General features: G+C 62.1%; 17 protein-coding genes. 7 read left to right on the forward strand and 10 right to left on the reverse strand.

Annotated features, from left to right (window positions below; translation table 11 throughout):
• Nucleotides 1-30: 30 nt before the first annotated feature.
• The 4 genes from trmB to AC1RME_RS01150 form a co-directional block, all read right to left on the reverse strand.
• A complete protein-coding gene (trmB, locus tag AC1RME_RS01135) occupies nucleotides 31-756 on the reverse strand; it encodes a tRNA (guanosine(46)-N7)-methyltransferase TrmB (protein ID WP_085646976.1) in 726 nt (241 codons plus the stop codon).
• A gap of 9 nt (nucleotides 757-765) precedes the next feature.
• Nucleotides 766-1,560 carry a thiazole synthase gene (locus tag AC1RME_RS01140; RefSeq protein ID WP_085731561.1) on the reverse strand — a complete coding sequence of 265 codons (795 nt, stop codon included), beginning with the start codon at nucleotides 1,558-1,560 and terminating at the stop codon, nucleotides 766-768.
• A 60-nt stretch (nucleotides 1,561-1,620) separates the two neighbouring features.
• Nucleotides 1,621-1,821 carry a sulfur carrier protein ThiS gene (thiS, locus tag AC1RME_RS01145; protein WP_167394879.1) on the reverse strand — a complete coding sequence of 67 codons (201 nt, stop codon included), beginning with the start codon at nucleotides 1,819-1,821 and terminating at the stop codon, nucleotides 1,621-1,623.
• A gap of 71 nt (nucleotides 1,822-1,892) precedes the next feature.
• Entirely contained in the window at nucleotides 1,893-2,273 is a 381-nt protein-coding gene (locus tag AC1RME_RS01150; protein ID WP_085709061.1) for a DUF423 domain-containing protein, read from the reverse strand.
• A 74-nt stretch (nucleotides 2,274-2,347) separates the two neighbouring features.
• On the opposite strand from AC1RME_RS01150, the gene mtgA reads away from it, so the two are divergent.
• Complete coding sequence (gene mtgA, locus AC1RME_RS01155; RefSeq protein ID WP_096817587.1) at nucleotides 2,348-3,070, forward strand: monofunctional biosynthetic peptidoglycan transglycosylase; 723 nt, start codon at nucleotides 2,348-2,350, stop codon at nucleotides 3,068-3,070.
• A gap of 70 nt (nucleotides 3,071-3,140) precedes the next feature.
• On the opposite strand, the gene rpoH is transcribed toward mtgA, so the two are convergent.
• From rpoH to ftsY, 4 genes are all read right to left on the reverse strand, one after another.
• Nucleotides 3,141-3,995, reverse strand: coding sequence for an RNA polymerase sigma factor RpoH (gene rpoH, locus AC1RME_RS01160; protein WP_003229146.1), 855 nt, complete (start codon nucleotides 3,993-3,995; stop codon nucleotides 3,141-3,143).
• A 115-nt stretch (nucleotides 3,996-4,110) separates the two neighbouring features.
• Nucleotides 4,111-5,136, reverse strand: coding sequence for a permease-like cell division protein FtsX (gene ftsX / locus AC1RME_RS01165; protein WP_096817585.1), 1,026 nt, complete (start codon nucleotides 5,134-5,136; stop codon nucleotides 4,111-4,113).
• A complete protein-coding gene (ftsE, locus tag AC1RME_RS01170) occupies nucleotides 5,133-5,804 on the reverse strand; it encodes a cell division ATP-binding protein FtsE (protein ID WP_008065082.1) in 672 nt (223 codons plus the stop codon). Before ftsE ends, ftsX begins: the two co-directional genes overlap by 4 nt.
• The gene (gene ftsY / locus AC1RME_RS01175) at nucleotides 5,801-7,315 is read right to left on the reverse strand and encodes a signal recognition particle-docking protein FtsY (protein ID WP_493090285.1); all 1,515 of its coding nucleotides are present in this window, start codon (nucleotides 7,313-7,315) and stop codon (nucleotides 5,801-5,803) included. Before ftsY ends, ftsE begins: the two co-directional genes overlap by 4 nt.
• Here ftsY and AC1RME_RS01180 point away from each other — a divergent pair.
• From AC1RME_RS01180 to AC1RME_RS01205, 6 genes are all read left to right on the forward strand, one after another.
• On the forward strand, nucleotides 7,314-7,508 hold the full coding sequence (locus tag AC1RME_RS01180) for a hypothetical protein (RefSeq protein ID WP_096817581.1): 195 nt from the start codon (nucleotides 7,314-7,316) through the stop codon (nucleotides 7,506-7,508). The genes ftsY and AC1RME_RS01180 overlap by 2 nt on opposite strands.
• A gap of 151 nt (nucleotides 7,509-7,659) precedes the next feature.
• Nucleotides 7,660-9,015: a M16 family metallopeptidase gene (locus AC1RME_RS01185; protein WP_096817578.1), complete on the forward strand. Its 1,356-nt coding sequence runs from the start codon at nucleotides 7,660-7,662 to the stop codon at nucleotides 9,013-9,015.
• On the forward strand, nucleotides 9,008-10,498 hold the full coding sequence (locus AC1RME_RS01190; protein ID WP_096817576.1) for a M16 family metallopeptidase: 1,491 nt from the start codon (nucleotides 9,008-9,010) through the stop codon (nucleotides 10,496-10,498). The genes AC1RME_RS01185 and AC1RME_RS01190 overlap by 8 nt, the downstream gene beginning before the upstream one ends.
• Nucleotides 10,498-11,106, forward strand: a complete 609-nt coding sequence (gene rsmD, locus AC1RME_RS01195; protein ID WP_096817575.1) for a 16S rRNA (guanine(966)-N(2))-methyltransferase RsmD — start codon at nucleotides 10,498-10,500, stop codon at nucleotides 11,104-11,106. Before AC1RME_RS01190 ends, rsmD begins: the two co-directional genes overlap by 1 nt.
• Before the next feature lie 63 nt (nucleotides 11,107-11,169).
• A complete protein-coding gene (locus AC1RME_RS01200; protein ID WP_096817573.1) occupies nucleotides 11,170-12,168 on the forward strand; it encodes a hydrolase in 999 nt (332 codons plus the stop codon).
• A 4-nt stretch (nucleotides 12,169-12,172) separates the two neighbouring features.
• Complete coding sequence (locus tag AC1RME_RS01205) at nucleotides 12,173-13,003, forward strand: AraC family transcriptional regulator (RefSeq protein ID WP_096817571.1); 831 nt, start codon at nucleotides 12,173-12,175, stop codon at nucleotides 13,001-13,003.
• A gap of 6 nt (nucleotides 13,004-13,009) precedes the next feature.
• Here AC1RME_RS01205 and AC1RME_RS01210 read toward each other — a convergent pair whose 3' ends face one another.
• Nucleotides 13,010-13,864, reverse strand: coding sequence for a sulfurtransferase (locus tag AC1RME_RS01210; RefSeq protein WP_493090288.1), 855 nt, complete (start codon nucleotides 13,862-13,864; stop codon nucleotides 13,010-13,012).
• Nucleotides 13,865-13,891: 27 nt separating this feature from the next.
• Nucleotides 13,892-14,563: a TetR/AcrR family transcriptional regulator gene (locus tag AC1RME_RS01215; protein WP_096817567.1), complete on the reverse strand. Its 672-nt coding sequence runs from the start codon at nucleotides 14,561-14,563 to the stop codon at nucleotides 13,892-13,894.
• Nucleotides 14,564-14,632: the final 69 nt, after the last annotated feature.

Consider the following 14,632-nt stretch of genomic DNA (forward strand, 5'->3'; position numbering starts at 1 on the left):
AATGGCTCCCACAGTTTTATTGCGTGATGCTTAAGCGAGCTTTTCGAACTTCAGATCCCAAACGCCATGCCCAAGACGTTCGCCACGGCGTTCGAACTTGGTGATCGGGCGTTCGGCCGGGCGTGGCACGCACTTGCCGTCTTCGGCGAGGTTGCGATAGCCCGGGGCGACGTTCATCACTTCCAGCATGTATTCGGCGTACGGTTCCCAGTCGGTGGCCATGTGCAGAATGCCGCCAACCTTCAGCTTGCTGCGCACCAGCTCAGCGAAGGACGCCTGAACGATGCGGCGCTTGTGGTGACGACTCTTGTGCCACGGATCCGGGAAGAACAGCATCAGGCGATCGAGGCTGTTGTCGGCGATGCAGCGATTGAGCACTTCGATCGCGTCGCAATCGTAGACCCGCAGGTTGGTCAGGCCCTGCGTCAGCACGCCATTGAGCAGCGCACCAACACCCGGACGGTGAACTTCGACACCGATGAAATCCTGCTCCGGCGCAGCGGCTGCCATTTCCAGCAGCGAGTGGCCCATGCCGAAACCGATCTCCAGCGAACGCGGCGCGGAACGGCCGAACACCTGGTCGTAATCCACCGGCGCATCGGCCAGCGGCAGGACGAACTTCGGCGCGCCCTGATCCAGGCCGCGCTGCTGGCCTTCGGTCATGCGCCCGGCGCGCATCACGAAACTCTTGATGCGGCGGTGTTGGCGCTCGTCGCCTTCTTCCGTCTGGATTGGCGTGTCGTTCGATTCAGTCATCAATAGCTCTTACTTGATCAGACCATCCAGCGGCGAAGAGGCGCTGGCATAGAGTTTTTTCGGCATGCGGCCGGCGAGGTAGGCCAGGCGGCCCGCGACGATCGCGTGTTTCATGGCTTCAGCCATCATGATCGGCTGCTGGGCGTGGGCGATGGCCGAGTTCATCAGCACCGCATCACAGCCCAGCTCCATGGAGATGGTGGCGTCGGAAGCGGTGCCGACACCGGCATCCACCAGCACCGGAATTTTTGCTTCTTCAAGGATGATCTGCAGGTTGTACGGGTTGCAGATCCCCAGGCCCGAACCGATCAGACCGGCCAGCGGCATCACTGCGATGCAGCCGATTTCAGCCAGTTGACGGGCGATGATCGGGTCATCACTGGTGTAAACCATCACGTCGAAACCTTCCTTGACCAGCACTTCGGCGGCCTTGAGGGTTTCGATCACGTTGGGGAACAGGGTTTTCTGGTCGGCCAGCACTTCCAGCTTCACCAGGTTGTGGCCATCGAGCAGCTCACGGGCCAGGCGGCAGGTGCGCACAGCCTCGACAGCGTCGTAGCAGCCAGCGGTGTTCGGCAGGAAGGTGTAGCGATCCGGCGACAGCACGTCGAGCAGGTTCGGCTCGCCTTCGATCTGGCCCAGGTTGGTGCGGCGCACGGCGAAGGTGACGATCTCGGCACCCGAGGCTTCGATGGCCAGACGGGTTTCTTCCATGTCACGGTACTTGCCGGTACCGACCAGCAAACGCGACTGGTAAGTACGACCGGCCAGAACGAAAGGCTTGTCGCTACGAACGATGCTCATGGGAAATCCTCTGTTGGGGTGAGGGTCTTGCAGAATTCTCGGCCCATGCAGGCCTGGCGACTAGCCGCCGCCGATGGCGTGTACCACTTCGACGTTGTCGCCGTCGTTCAGCGTGGTGTCGGCATGCTGGCTGCGCGGGACGATATCCAGATTGAGTTCGACCGCCACACGGCGTCCGGTCAGGTCCAGACGGGTCAGCAGGGCCGCAACGGTTTCACCGTCGGGCAGTTCAAGGGATTCGCCGTTCAACTGAATGCGCATGCCGGATGCCGCCATCATTTTTAGGGGGTGGCATTCTAGCCCGATCATGACCTAAAGGTCAGCACCAAGCGTCAAGCGGTTGGCTGCAGGCGCCAGGCGGCGAGTCCGAGGCACAACCAGCCGATCAGGAACGCCAGGCCACCGAACGGGGTGATGATGCCGAGCTTGCCGATGCCGACGGTGGTCAGCAGGTACAGGCTGCCGGAGAACAGCAGGATGCCGATGCTGAACGAGATACCGGCCCAGGCAACCAGTCGCCCCTGAAGCTGCGTGGCCAGCAGTGCCACGCCGAACAACGCCAGCGCATGCACCAGTTGATAGGTGACGCCGGTGTGGAAGATCGCGAGGTACTCGGGGGTCAGGCGGTTTTTCAGGCCATGGGCGGCGAATGCGCCGAGGCCGACACCGGTAAAACCAAAGAAGGCAGCCAGCATCAGAAAGCTACGCAGCATGTAGAACTCCAGTCAGACTCGATCGGCAGGGTCTGTATAATGGCCCGCTCAACCGGTTCGGCCAAGCCATCTCTATGCTGCGTTTATTTCTCCGTCGTTTCACGAAGGCTCTGCTCTGGTTCGCGGGCGGCAGCGTATTGCTGGTGCTGGTGTTTCGCTTCGTGCCGCCACCGGGCACGGCGCTGATGGTCGAGCGCAAGATCGAATCCTGGGTCGACGGCGAGCCGATTGATCTGCAGCGCACCTGGAAGCCGTGGGACGAGATCTCCGATGACCTGAAGGTCGCGGTGATTGCCGGCGAAGACCAGAAATTCCCCGAGCATTGGGGTTTTGACCTGAGCGCGATCAAGGCCGCACTGGCCCACAACGAACTCGGCGGCTCGATTCGCGGCGCCAGCACCTTGAGCCAGCAAGTGTCGAAGAACCTGTTCTTGTGGTCGGGTCGCAGTTATCTGCGCAAAGGCCTGGAAGCGTGGTTTACCGCGCTGATCGAAGTGTTCTGGCCCAAGCAGCGGATTCTTGAGGTGTACCTGAACAGTGTCGAGTGGGATGACGGCGTGTTTGGTGCCGAAGCGGCAGCAAGGCATCACTTTGGCGTAGGCGCCAAGTCTTTGTCCCGGCAGCAGGCGAGTTATCTGGCAGCCGTATTGCCCAATCCCCGGGTCTGGAGCGCCAGCCACCCGACATCCTATGTTTCACGCAGGGCCGGATGGATTCGCCAGCAGATGAGCCAACTGGGTGGCGACAGCTATTTGCTGACACTCAATGATTCGCGGCGGGCACCCTGGGCTCAATGACTTTCTGACAGGCAAACAAAAACGCCCCGATCATCACTGATCGGGGCGTTTTTTATTGTCGGACTACCGGTTACGCGGCAATCGACAACTTGAGCTTGTTCATCGCGCTCTTCTCGAGCTGACGGATCCGCTCGGCCGACACGTTGTACTTCTGTGCCAGGTCGTGCAGCGTGGCTTTCTCTTCTGCCAGCCAGCGCTGGTAGAGGATGTCGCGGCTGCGTTCGTCCAGCACTTCCAGCGCTTCGTGCAGGTTGTGATTGGAGTTGTCGCTCCAGTCGGCATCTTCCAGCTGACGCGCCGGGTCGTACCGGTGGTCTTCCAGGTAGTTGGCCGGCGACTGGAAAGCACTGTCGTCGTCCGCTTCGGCAGCCGGGTCGAAGGCCATGTCATGACCGGTCAGGCGACTTTCCATCTCACGCACTTCACGCGGCTCGACGCCGAGGCTTTCCGCCACACGGTGGACTTCCTCGTTGTTCAGCCAGGCCAGACGTTTCTTCTGGCTGCGCAGGTTGAAGAACAGCTTGCGCTGGGCCTTGGTGGTCGCGACTTTCACGATCCGCCAGTTGCGCAGGATGAACTCGTGAATTTCGGCCTTGATCCAGTGCACCGCGAAGGACACCAGACGCACGCCCATTTCCGGGTTGAAACGCTTCACAGCCTTCATCAGGCCGACGTTGCCTTCCTGGATCAGGTCAGCCTGAGCCAGACCGTAGCCGGAATAGCTACGGGCAATGTGTACGACAAATCGCAGGTGGGCGAGCACCATCTGCCGAGCCGCCCCCAAATCCTGCTCATAGTAGAGACTCTCGGCCAGTTCACGCTCCTGCTCCGGCGTCAGCAATGGAATGCTGTTGACGGTGTGTACATAGGCTTCCAGGTTTGCGCCCGGAACCAATGCATACGCAGGTTGCAAAGAATTGGTCATACGAAAAAACCTCCGACTTACATACTCGCGCCTTTCGGCACTGCGAAAAATTGACCGGGAACTCAAGTACAAGTTCCCTAAAAACCGTAAGGTCAATCACGCGCAAAAAAAGATTCTACTTCGGCGCCAGCTCCCTGAGATGACGTGCGACTGCAATCCATGCACCGATATAACCCAACAGCACCGCGCCAAGCAAGAGCGACAGACCGTCGGCAACTGGCACTCCGGCCAGTGCAAAATCACTGCCGTACAAGCCGGCCAGTCCAACCACCGCGTCGTTCAGCCAGTTCAGGCCGAACGCCAGCACACCCCAGGACAGCAGCCCCGCACCGAAGCCATACAACGCGCCCATATAAAGGAAGGGACGACGCACATAGCTGTCAGTGCCGCCAACGAGTTTAATCACTTCTATCTCGGTGCGGCGGTTTTCAATATGAAGACGAATGGTATTGCCTATCACCAAAAGTAATGCGGAAACCAGCAACACCGTCAGACCGAAGACAAAGCGGTCGCCGAGCTTGAGGATGGCAGCCAGACGCTCGACCCAGACTAGATCAAGTTGCGCCTGTTGTACCTTGGGCAGCTCGGAAAGTTTTTGTCTTAATGCTTCCAGCGTCGACTTGTCGACCTCGTTCGGCGTGACCAGCACCACGCCCGGCAGCGGGTTTTCCGGCAGCTCGCGCAGGGCTTCGCCCAATCCGGACTGCTGCTGGAACTCTTCCAGCGCCTGATCGCGGCCGACATATTCAGCATCAGCTACACCGGGCATGCCCTTGATCTGATCGCGCAGCTTCTCGCCCTGAGCCGGACTGGCTTCGAGCTCCAGGTACAGCGAGATCTGTGCCGCACGCTGCCAAGAACCACCCAGGCGCTCGACGTTGTTCAGCAACAGCGACAGCCCCATCGGCAGACTCAGTGCGACCGCCATCACCATGCAGGTGAAGAAGCTGCCGATCGGCTGCTTGCCGAGGCGGCGCAGGCTGTCGAGCAGGCTGGCACGGTGGTTTTCTACCCAGGCACGGAACAGCGTGGCGAAATCCGGGCCATCGTCATCGTCGTGCTTTTTCTTTTTTGGCGGCTGCGGATCGGCGGCTTTGGGAGCCACACGCTCGGAAACCTTCGGACTACGTGTTGCACTCATTCGCCAGCCTCCCCGTCACCGATCAATCGGCCGCGTTGCAGGGTCAGCATGCGATGGCGCATGCGCGCAATCAGGGCCAGGTCGTGACTGGCGATCAGCACGCTGGTACCCAGACGGTTGATGTCTTCGAACACACCCATGATTTCGGCCGCCAGACGCGGGTCGAGGTTACCGGTCGGTTCGTCCGCCAGCAGCAGGGCCGGACGGTGAACGATGGCGCGGGCAATGCCGACGCGCTGTTGCTGACCGGTGGACAGGTCGCCGGGGTACAGATCGGTCTTGTCCGACAGCGCCACGCGCTCCAGCGCCGAATCGACGCGCTTGGCGATTTCCGCCTTGGACAGCCCGAGGATCTGCAACGGCAGCGCGACGTTGTTGAACACCGTGCGATCGAACAACAGTTGATGATTCTGGAACACCACGCCGATCTGCCGGCGCAGGAACGGAATCTGCGCATTGCTGATAGTGCTCAGGTCTTGCCCGGCCAGCAGCAGTTTGCCGCTGGTCGGACGCTCCATCGCCAGCAGCAGGCGCAACAGAGTGGATTTACCGGCACCGGAATGGCCGGTGACAAACAGGAACTCGCCGCGACGGACTCGAAAGCTCAGCTCATGCAAGCCGACGTGACCGTTCGGGTAGCGTTTACCGACCTGTTCGAAACGAATCATGAACGCTCCCGCTCGGCAAACAGTGCCTGGACAAAGGGTTCGGCTTCAAAGGTACGCAGATCGTCGATGCCTTCACCGACGCCGATGTAGCGGATCGGCAGGCCGAATTGCTTGGCCAGGGCGAAAATCACCCCGCCCTTGGCGGTGCCGTCGAGCTTGGTCAGCGCCAGGCCGGTCAGTTCGACGGTCTGGTTGAATTGCTTGGCCTGGTTGATGGCGTTTTGACCGGTACCGGCGTCGAGCACCAGCAGCACTTCGTGCGGCGCATCGGCGTCGAGCTTGCCGATTACCCGGCGAACCTTCTTCAGCTCTTCCATCAGGTTGTCTTTGGTGTGCAGGCGACCGGCGGTGTCGGCGATCAGCACATCGATGCCACGGGCCTTGGCGGCCTGCACGGCGTCGAAGATCACCGAGGCTGAGTCAGCACCAGTGTGCTGGGCGATCACCGGAATCTTGTTGCGCTCGCCCCAGACCTGCAACTGCTCGACCGCCGCGGCACGGAAGGTGTCACCGGCGGCGAGCATGACTTTCTTGCCTTCCAGTTGCAGCTTCTTGGCCAGCTTGCCGATGGTGGTGGTTTTGCCGGCACCGTTGACGCCGACCACCAGGATCACGAACGGCTTGTTCTGCGAAACGATCTTCAGCGGCTGCTCGACCGGCTTGAGCATCGCAGACAGCTCGGCTTGCAGGGATTTGTACAGGGCGTCGGAATCGGCCAGCTCCTTGCGTGCGACCTTCTGGGTCAGACGCTGGATGATCACCGACGTGGCTTCGACGCCGACGTCAGCGGTCAGCAGGCGGGTTTCGAGGTCGTCGAGCAACTCGTCATCGATGGCTTTCTTGCCGAGGAACAGACTGGCCATGCCCTCGCCGATGCTGGCGCTGGTCTTCGACAGGCCTTGCTTGAGACGCGCGAAGAAGCCGGCCTTGGTTTCTTCGGTGCGAGGCGCAGCGACCGGAGTTTCGACGACCGCGACAGGCGCAACGACGACCGGTGCAGGTGCAGGTGCAGGTGCAGGTGCAGGTGCAGGTGCAGGCTCGGGGATTTCGATAGCCGGAGCAACCGGAGCAACTGCGACAGGCTCTGCAGGAACCGGTGCGGTCTCGATCACAGGCTCGGCCGCCGGAACGGGAACCGGCTCAGGCACCCAAGCAACCGGCGCAGGAATCACCGGCGTCACATGCGGCGCAGCCTCTTCAACCAATGCCACCGGCTCTTCGGCCACCGGCAAGGTCAGCCACGGCTGGGCAACCGGAGTCAGCGGCAGTTCGGCGGCAGCCGGCATTTCAGGTTCGGCCTCAGCCACCGGTTGCAACACCGGCTCGGCAATCGGCAGCACAACCGGGGCCGGCGCTTCCTCTATTACCGGCGCTGGCGCCGGGGCCGGCTCAGGAATGGCCGTCGGCTGTTCGACGACGGGTTCCTGCGGTTTCTTGCGCAGCCATCCGAACAGGCTTTTCTTCTCGCCAGCCGCAGCTGGGGTCTTCTTGTCGTCGTTGGAACCAAACATGGAGGACGGCTATCTCACGGTAGCGACGCGCCACAGGGGCGCCCCGGCAAATAAATATTCGATGCAGAACAGACTGCGTTTCACCCAGCTTGTTCACGCGCAACATTTTGTCGAAGCGCCAACGGCACCTCAAAGGAATCGTTTTAATGAAGGACTAGCCGGCAAAATCGGCGAAAAAGCGAAGTTTAGCTGATAAACCAAGGCCTTCTGCCGCAAACCCATACAACCTGATCAAGTTTCAAAACCGGATAGGCGTGGTCGCCGGTAAAACGGATCAGTATCCTAGCACCTCCTCGCCCGCCTAGGCTAAGACCAAGCGGGCAGCCCAACAGGTTTAAAAACGAATGAATGCTCTAGCCCGCCGCGCCGCAGGCCTGCTGCTCAGCACAGTCTGCCTGCCCCTTTCGGCCCTGGCAGCCGACCCGCAACCGACTCACGAATTCACCCTCGACAACGGCTTGAAGGTCGTCGTGCGCGAAGATCATCGCGCGCCGGTGGTGGTGTCGCAGGTCTGGTACAAGGTCGGCTCCAGCTACGAAACCCCGGGCCAGACCGGTCTGTCCCACGCCCTCGAGCACATGATGTTCAAGGGCAGCGAGAAAGTCGGCCCCGGTGAAGCCTCGCTGATCCTGCGCGACCTCGGCGCCGAAGAGAACGCGTTCACCAGCGATGACTTCACCGCCTACTACCAGGTGCTGGCCCGCGACCGCCTGGGCGTAGCCTTTGAACTGGAAGCCGACCGCATGGCCAATCTGCGTCTGCCGGCCGACGAGTTCGCCAAGGAAATCGAAGTCATCAAGGAAGAGCGCCGCCTGCGCACCGACGACAAACCGATGTCCAAGGCTTACGAGCGCTACAAGGCCATGGCCTACCCGGCCAGCGGCTATCACACGCCGACCATCGGCTGGATGGCCGACCTCGACCGGATGAAGGTCGAAGAGCTGCGCCACTGGTACCAGTCCTGGTATGTGCCGAACAACGCCACGCTGGTGGTGGTCGGTGACGTGACCCCGGACGAGGTGAAAACCCTCGCCCAGCGCTATTTCGGGCCGATCCCGAAACGCGACGTGCCACCGGCGAAAAAACCGCTGGAACTGGCCGAACCCGGCGAACGCCAGATCACTCTGCATGTGCAGACCCAACTGCCCAGCCTGATGCTCGGTTTCAACGTGCCGAGCCTGGCCACCGTCGAGGACAAGCGCTCCATCAATGCCTTGCGTCTGATTTCGGCACTGCTGGACGGCGGCTACAGCGGTCGTATCCCGACCCAACTGGAGCGCGGCGAAGAGCTGGTGTCCGGCGGTTCGTCGAGTTATGACGCCTACACACGCGGTGACAGCCTGTTCACCCTGTCCGCCACACCGAACACCCAGAAGAAAAAGACCATGGCCCAGGCTGAAGCCGGTCTGTGGAAACTGCTGGAACAGTTGAAAACCACCGCACCGTCCGCCGAAGAACTGGAGCGCGTGCGTGCGCAAGTCATCGCCGGCCTGGTCTTCGAGCGTGACTCGATCACTGCCCAGGCCACCGCCATCGGCCAACTCGAGACCGTCGGCCTGTCGTGGAAATTGATGGACACCGAACTGGCCGATCTGGAAAGCGTCACCCCGCAAGACATCCAGAACGCCGCCAAGCTGTATTTCACCCGCGAACGTCTCAGCGTCGCCCACGTCCTGCCACTGGAGACGACTCATGAGTGAGCGCAAAACCCCACGCCTGTTGCTGCTCGGCCTGATCACCGTGGCGGTGATCGGTTCCGCCGCGTTCTACCTGGCGCCGAGCGACAACTCCAAAGCCAGCGAAGCACTGGATAACGCCAAGTCCAGCCAGAAGCTGCAATCGCTGGCCGAACTCGACGGCAAGGCCCCGGCCAGCCGCAAGCTCGACGTGCAGACCTGGAACACCGCCGAAGGCGCCAAGGTGTTGTTCGTCGAAGCTCGCGAACTGCCGATGTTCGATATGCGCCTGATCTTCTCCGCCGGCAGCAGCCAGGACGGCAACGCGCCGGGCCTGGCCCTGCTGACCAACGCCATGCTCAACGAAGGCGTGGCCGGCAAGGATGTCGGTGCAATCGCCCAGGGCTTTGAAGGCCTGGGCGCGGATTTCGGCAACGGCGCCTACAAGGACATGGCCATCGCATCGCTGCGTAGCCTGAGTGCCGTCGACAAACGCGAACCGGCACTGAAGCTGTTCTCCGAAGTGATCGGCAAACCGACCTTCCCCGCCGACTCCTTCGCGCGTATCAAGAACCAGATGCTCGCCGGTTTCGAATACCAGAAACAGAGCCCCGGCAAACTCGCCAGCCTGGAATTGATGAAGCGCCTGTACGGCGATCACCCGTACGCGCACTCCAGCGATGGCAGCGCGCAAAGCGTACCGAAGATCACCCTGGCGCAACTGCGTGAGTTCCACGCCAAGGCGTATGCCGCCGGCAACGTGGTGATTGCGCTGGTCGGCGACCTGTCCCGTGCCGAGGCCGAGGCAATTGCCAATCAGGTTTCTGCCGCCCTGCCAAAAGGCCCGGCGCTGGCGAAGATCGCCCAGCCGCAGGAGCCGAAGGCCAGCGTCGGCCATATCGAGTTCCCGTCCAAGCAGACCAATCTGATGCTCGCGCAACTGGGCATCGACCGTGACGACCCGGACTACGCCGCACTGTCGATGGGCAACCAGATCCTCGGTGGCGGAGGCTTCGGCACCCGCTTGATGAGTGAAGTCCGCGAGAAACGTGGTCTGGCCTACACCGTGTATTCGGCGTTCAGCCCGATGCAGGCGCGCGGCCCGTTCATGATCAATCTGCAGACCCGCGCGGAAATGAGCGAAGGCACCCTGAAACTGGTGCAGGATGTGCTCGCCGATTACCTGAAGACAGGCCCGACCCAGAAAGAACTTGATGACGCCAAGCGCGAACTGGCCGGCAGCTTCCCGCTGTCCACTGCGAGCAACGCCGATATCGTCGGCCAACTCGGCGCCATGGGTTTCTACAACCTGCCGCTGAATTATCTGGACGACTTCATGCGTCAGTCCCAGAGCCTGACCGTCGAGCAGGTTCGCGACGCCCTGAACAAACACTTGAGCACGGATAAACTGGTCATCGTCAGCGCTGGCCCGACCGTGCCGCAAAAGCCGTTACCGGCCCCATCTGATAAACCTGCCGAGCAGCCGCTCGGGGTTCCGGAGCATTAATGGCCAGCCCAAAGAAACCTGTACAAAAACTGCACAACGGTGTGAACCAGTTGCGCATCATCGGCGGCGAATGGCGCAGCCGCAAACTGAGCTTCCCTGATGCGCCGGGCCTGCGTCCGACGCCGGACCGGGTGCGTGAAACCCTGTTCAACTGGCTCGCGCCGTACGTTGCCGGGGCCAAGGTGCTCGATCCGTTCGCCGGCAGCGGCGCGCTGTTCCTGGAAGCGCTGTCTCGCGGCGCGTCCATGGGTCAGGCGCTGGATGCCAGCCATGTCGCGGTCTCCAGCCTGAAAGAACACCTCGGCACGCTGCGCTGCACCAACGGCCACGTGCAGACCGCCGATGCCTTGCGCTACCTGGAAACCCAGACCGCGACCGCGTTCGATCTGGTGTTCCTCGACCCGCCCTTCAACCAGAACCTGCTGCCAGCCGTCTGCACGCTGCTGGAAGAGCGCCAATGGCTGGCCGATGATTCGTGGATCTACACTGAAAGCGAAACCGCGCCATCGACCCTCGGCCTGCCAGGCAACTGGCGCCTGCACCGCGAGCAGAAATCCGGGCGGGTGTACTACGCGTTGTGGCAACGTATGGCAGTGATCGCCGGTTAACCGACCGGCCTGAAAAAGCGGCGAGCTTCAGCCGAGGCTCGCTGCGCTGCATCGAGAGCAATCGTGTCCCCTTCGTCAAAACCGTTCATCCCCGCCTTCGGCCTCGGCAATCCGCACCTGCAAACCTTGTGGGGGCCGCTGTGGCGCAAAACCGTGCACCTTGATCGCCAGCGCGAACGACTGTGGCTGGACGACGGCGATTTCCTCGACCTTGACTGGCACGGCCCCCACAGTGCGGAAGCGCCGTTGGTATTGGTGCTGCACGGGCTGACTGGTTCTTCCAATTCGCCTTACGTCGCCGGAATCCAGGCAGCGCTCGCCGCCCAAGGCTGGGCCAGTGTTGCGCTGAACTGGCGTGGCTGCTCGGGCGAACCGAACCTGTTGCCGCGCAGCTACCATTCCGGCGCCAGCGAAGACCTCGCCGAAACCATCCGTCATCTGAAGGCCAAGCGGCCACTGGCGCCGCTGTATGCGGTCGGCTACTCCCTCGGCGGCAACGTGCTGCTCAAGCATTTGGGGGAAACCGGCAGCGCCAGCGGCGTGCTCGGTGCGGTGGCGGTGTCGGTGCCGTTTCGTCTGGATCAGTGCGCCGACCGTATTGGCCAGGGTTTCTCGAAGGTCTATCAGGCGCACTTCATGCGCGAGATGGTCGCCTACATCAAGAACAAGCAGCGCCAGTTCCAGCACGACGGCCGCGAGGAGGGTCTTGCCGCATTGGCCGCCCTCGGCTCACTGGAAAACATGCGCACCTTCTGGGATTTCGACGGCCGGGTGACGGCGCCACTGAATGGCTTTGCCGATGCCGAGGATTACTATCGCCGGGCATCGAGCCGCTACTTTCTTGGCGAGATCCGTACACCGACCCTGATCATTCAAGCGGCGGACGACCCGTTCGTGTTCCCCCACAGCCTGCCTTCAGCCAGTGAGCTGTCGAGTTCGACCGCGTTCGAATTGCAGAGCAAGGGCGGGCATGTCGGCTTCGTCGATGGCTCGTTCCGCCAACCGGGTTATTACCTGGAACGGCGCATTCCCCAATGGCTGGCCGACTCGGGGCGCGGGTGACGTCATGAGCGAACAGGGCGAGTCGATCCGTTTCTGGCAAACCGCGCCACTGGCCGGGGTCGAATTACTGTCGGCGCGCTACATCGAGCATCGCTTCGCCCCGCATGTCCACGACGGCTACGTGATCGGCATGATCATGGCCGGCGCCCAGCGCTACCGCTATCGCGGCGCCGAACACCTGGCCGGCAGCGGCACGCTGGTGCTGATCAACCCGGACGAATTGCACACCGGCCACAAAGGCACCGAGGACGGTTGGCTGTACCGGGCGTTTTATCCGGATACCGGCAAGATTGTCTCGCTGCTCGAAGAACTGGAACTGCCGACTGCGCCGATGCCGGCTTTTGGCGCGACGCTCTATCGCGATCCGGATCTGGTCAACGGCTTCAGCCAGTTGCACCGCTTGCTGGAAAGCCCCGCCACCGCGCTGCAACAGCAAACGGTGTGGCGCGAAATGATGATGCTGCTGTTGCAACGCCACGCGGCGGTGCAGATCAACGGCAAGCCCGGCAAGGAACATCGAGCGGTGGCAATGGCCAAGGAATTGCTGCACGCGCAACTGGCGGCGCCACCCTCCCTGGAAGAACTGGCGGCTGCGGTGAACCTGTCGCCCTTCCACTTCGCCCGGGTGTTCCGCCGCGCCACCGGCATGCCGCCGCACACCTGGCTGATGCAACAGCGGATTGCCTGCGCGCGGGGCTTGTTGCAGAGCGGCTGCCTGCCGGTAGAAGTCGCCACGCAGTTGGGCTTTGCCGACCAGAGCCATCTGAGCCGGCAGTTCAAACAGGTTTACGGCGTGGGGCCAGCGGCCTATCGCAGTGCGCGGCTGGACCGCTGAACGCGCTTACTCGCCGGTGGCGATACCGCGCGAAGGCTCATTGATCCACTCGCTCCACGACCCGGCATACAGCGAACCCAACGGATAACCCGCCAGGCACAGGGCGAACAGGTTGTGACACGCCGTCACCCCCGAGCCGCAATACGCCACCAGATCGGCCGGCGAACGTGCGCCGAGTTTCGCGGCGAAGCGCTGCTTGAGCTGGTCGGCCGGCAGGAAACGCCCATCGCTGCCCAGGTTGTCGGTGAACGCCGCGCATTGCGCACCGGGGATGTGCCCGGCGATCGGGTCGATCGGCTCCACTTCACCCTTGAAACGCGGCAAGGCGCGGGCATCGAGCAGAGTCAGAGCCGGTTGACCGAGGCGTTGCTGCAATTGCTCGGCGCTGAGCAGCAGATGTTTGTCCGGATGCCCGCTGAACGTCCCGCGAGTCACCGAAGGCGCATCCAGGCTCAGCGGCAGACCGGCCGCGTGCCAGGCCTTGAGCCCGCCATCGAGAATGAACACGCCGTCGCGCTTGCCCAGCCACGCCAGCAACCACCAGGCCCGCGCCGCGTAGGCACCGGGGCCGTCGTCATACAGAACCACGTCGCTGTCGTTGTTGATGCCGAAGGCTTGCAGGCGCTCGATCAGCGCTGCCGGCTCCGGCAACGGATGACGTCCGGTCACGCCCTTGGTCACCGGGCCGCTGAGGTCTCGCTCAAGATCGGCATAGCTCGCCCCGGCAATGTGTCCTTCGGCATAGCTGCGCTGGCCGTAGTCCGGGTCTTCGAGGGCAAAACGGCAGTCGAGAATCACCAGCCCCGGTTGCTCCTTGCGGGCATCCAGCGTGGTCGGGCTGATCAGTTGCGCAATCGGCATAGCGAACGACTCCTGTGAGCGGATGGGTCAGGACCTTTCTTCGAGGGCCTGGGCCAACGGTACGTAGAACTCTTCGAACAGTGCGTTGACCTCATCGCGGGCCTGCTCGGTGACAAACCCCGCTTCCAGCACCAGCACCTGATACACGCCACGTTTAATGGCCTGCTCGCTGAGGTGATTGGAGTTTTCCCGGGTCGTGCACAGAAAGCGCACCCAGGAGGTGAGGATGATCCACGCGTTGAGGGTCAGGGATTCGATCTGCACCCGGTCCATCTTGAGGATGCCGGCGGCGACGAAGCCTTCATAGATCGCCGCGCCCTGAATCACACAGCGCTGGGAAAAGCGCCGGTAACGCCCGGCCAGGTCCGGGTCGCTGTCGAGCAGGTGCTCAAGATCGCGATGCAGGAAGCGGTAGCGCCACATCGCCGACAACAGTTCCTTGAGATAGAAACGCTTGTCTTCGACCGTCGCCGCACGCCCCTGAGGCGGGCGCAGGAAGCTGTCCACCAGGCTTTCGTACTCACTGAACAGCACGGAGATGATCGCCTGCTTGTTGGGGAAGTGGTAGTACAGGTTGCCCGGAGAAATCTCCATGTGAGCGGCGATGTGGTTGGTGCTGATGCTGCGCTCGCCCTGCTGATTGAACAGCTCGAGGCTGTTCTGCACGATGCGCTCGCTGGTTTTGATCCGTGGGGCCATGGCTTGAGCTTTAATTCAGAGTGCGTTGGGGGGCATCTTACGACCTAACCGGAATGGGATAAAACCATG

The sequence above is a fragment of the Pseudomonas sp. GW822-FHT03F08 genome, from assembly GCF_058801265.1.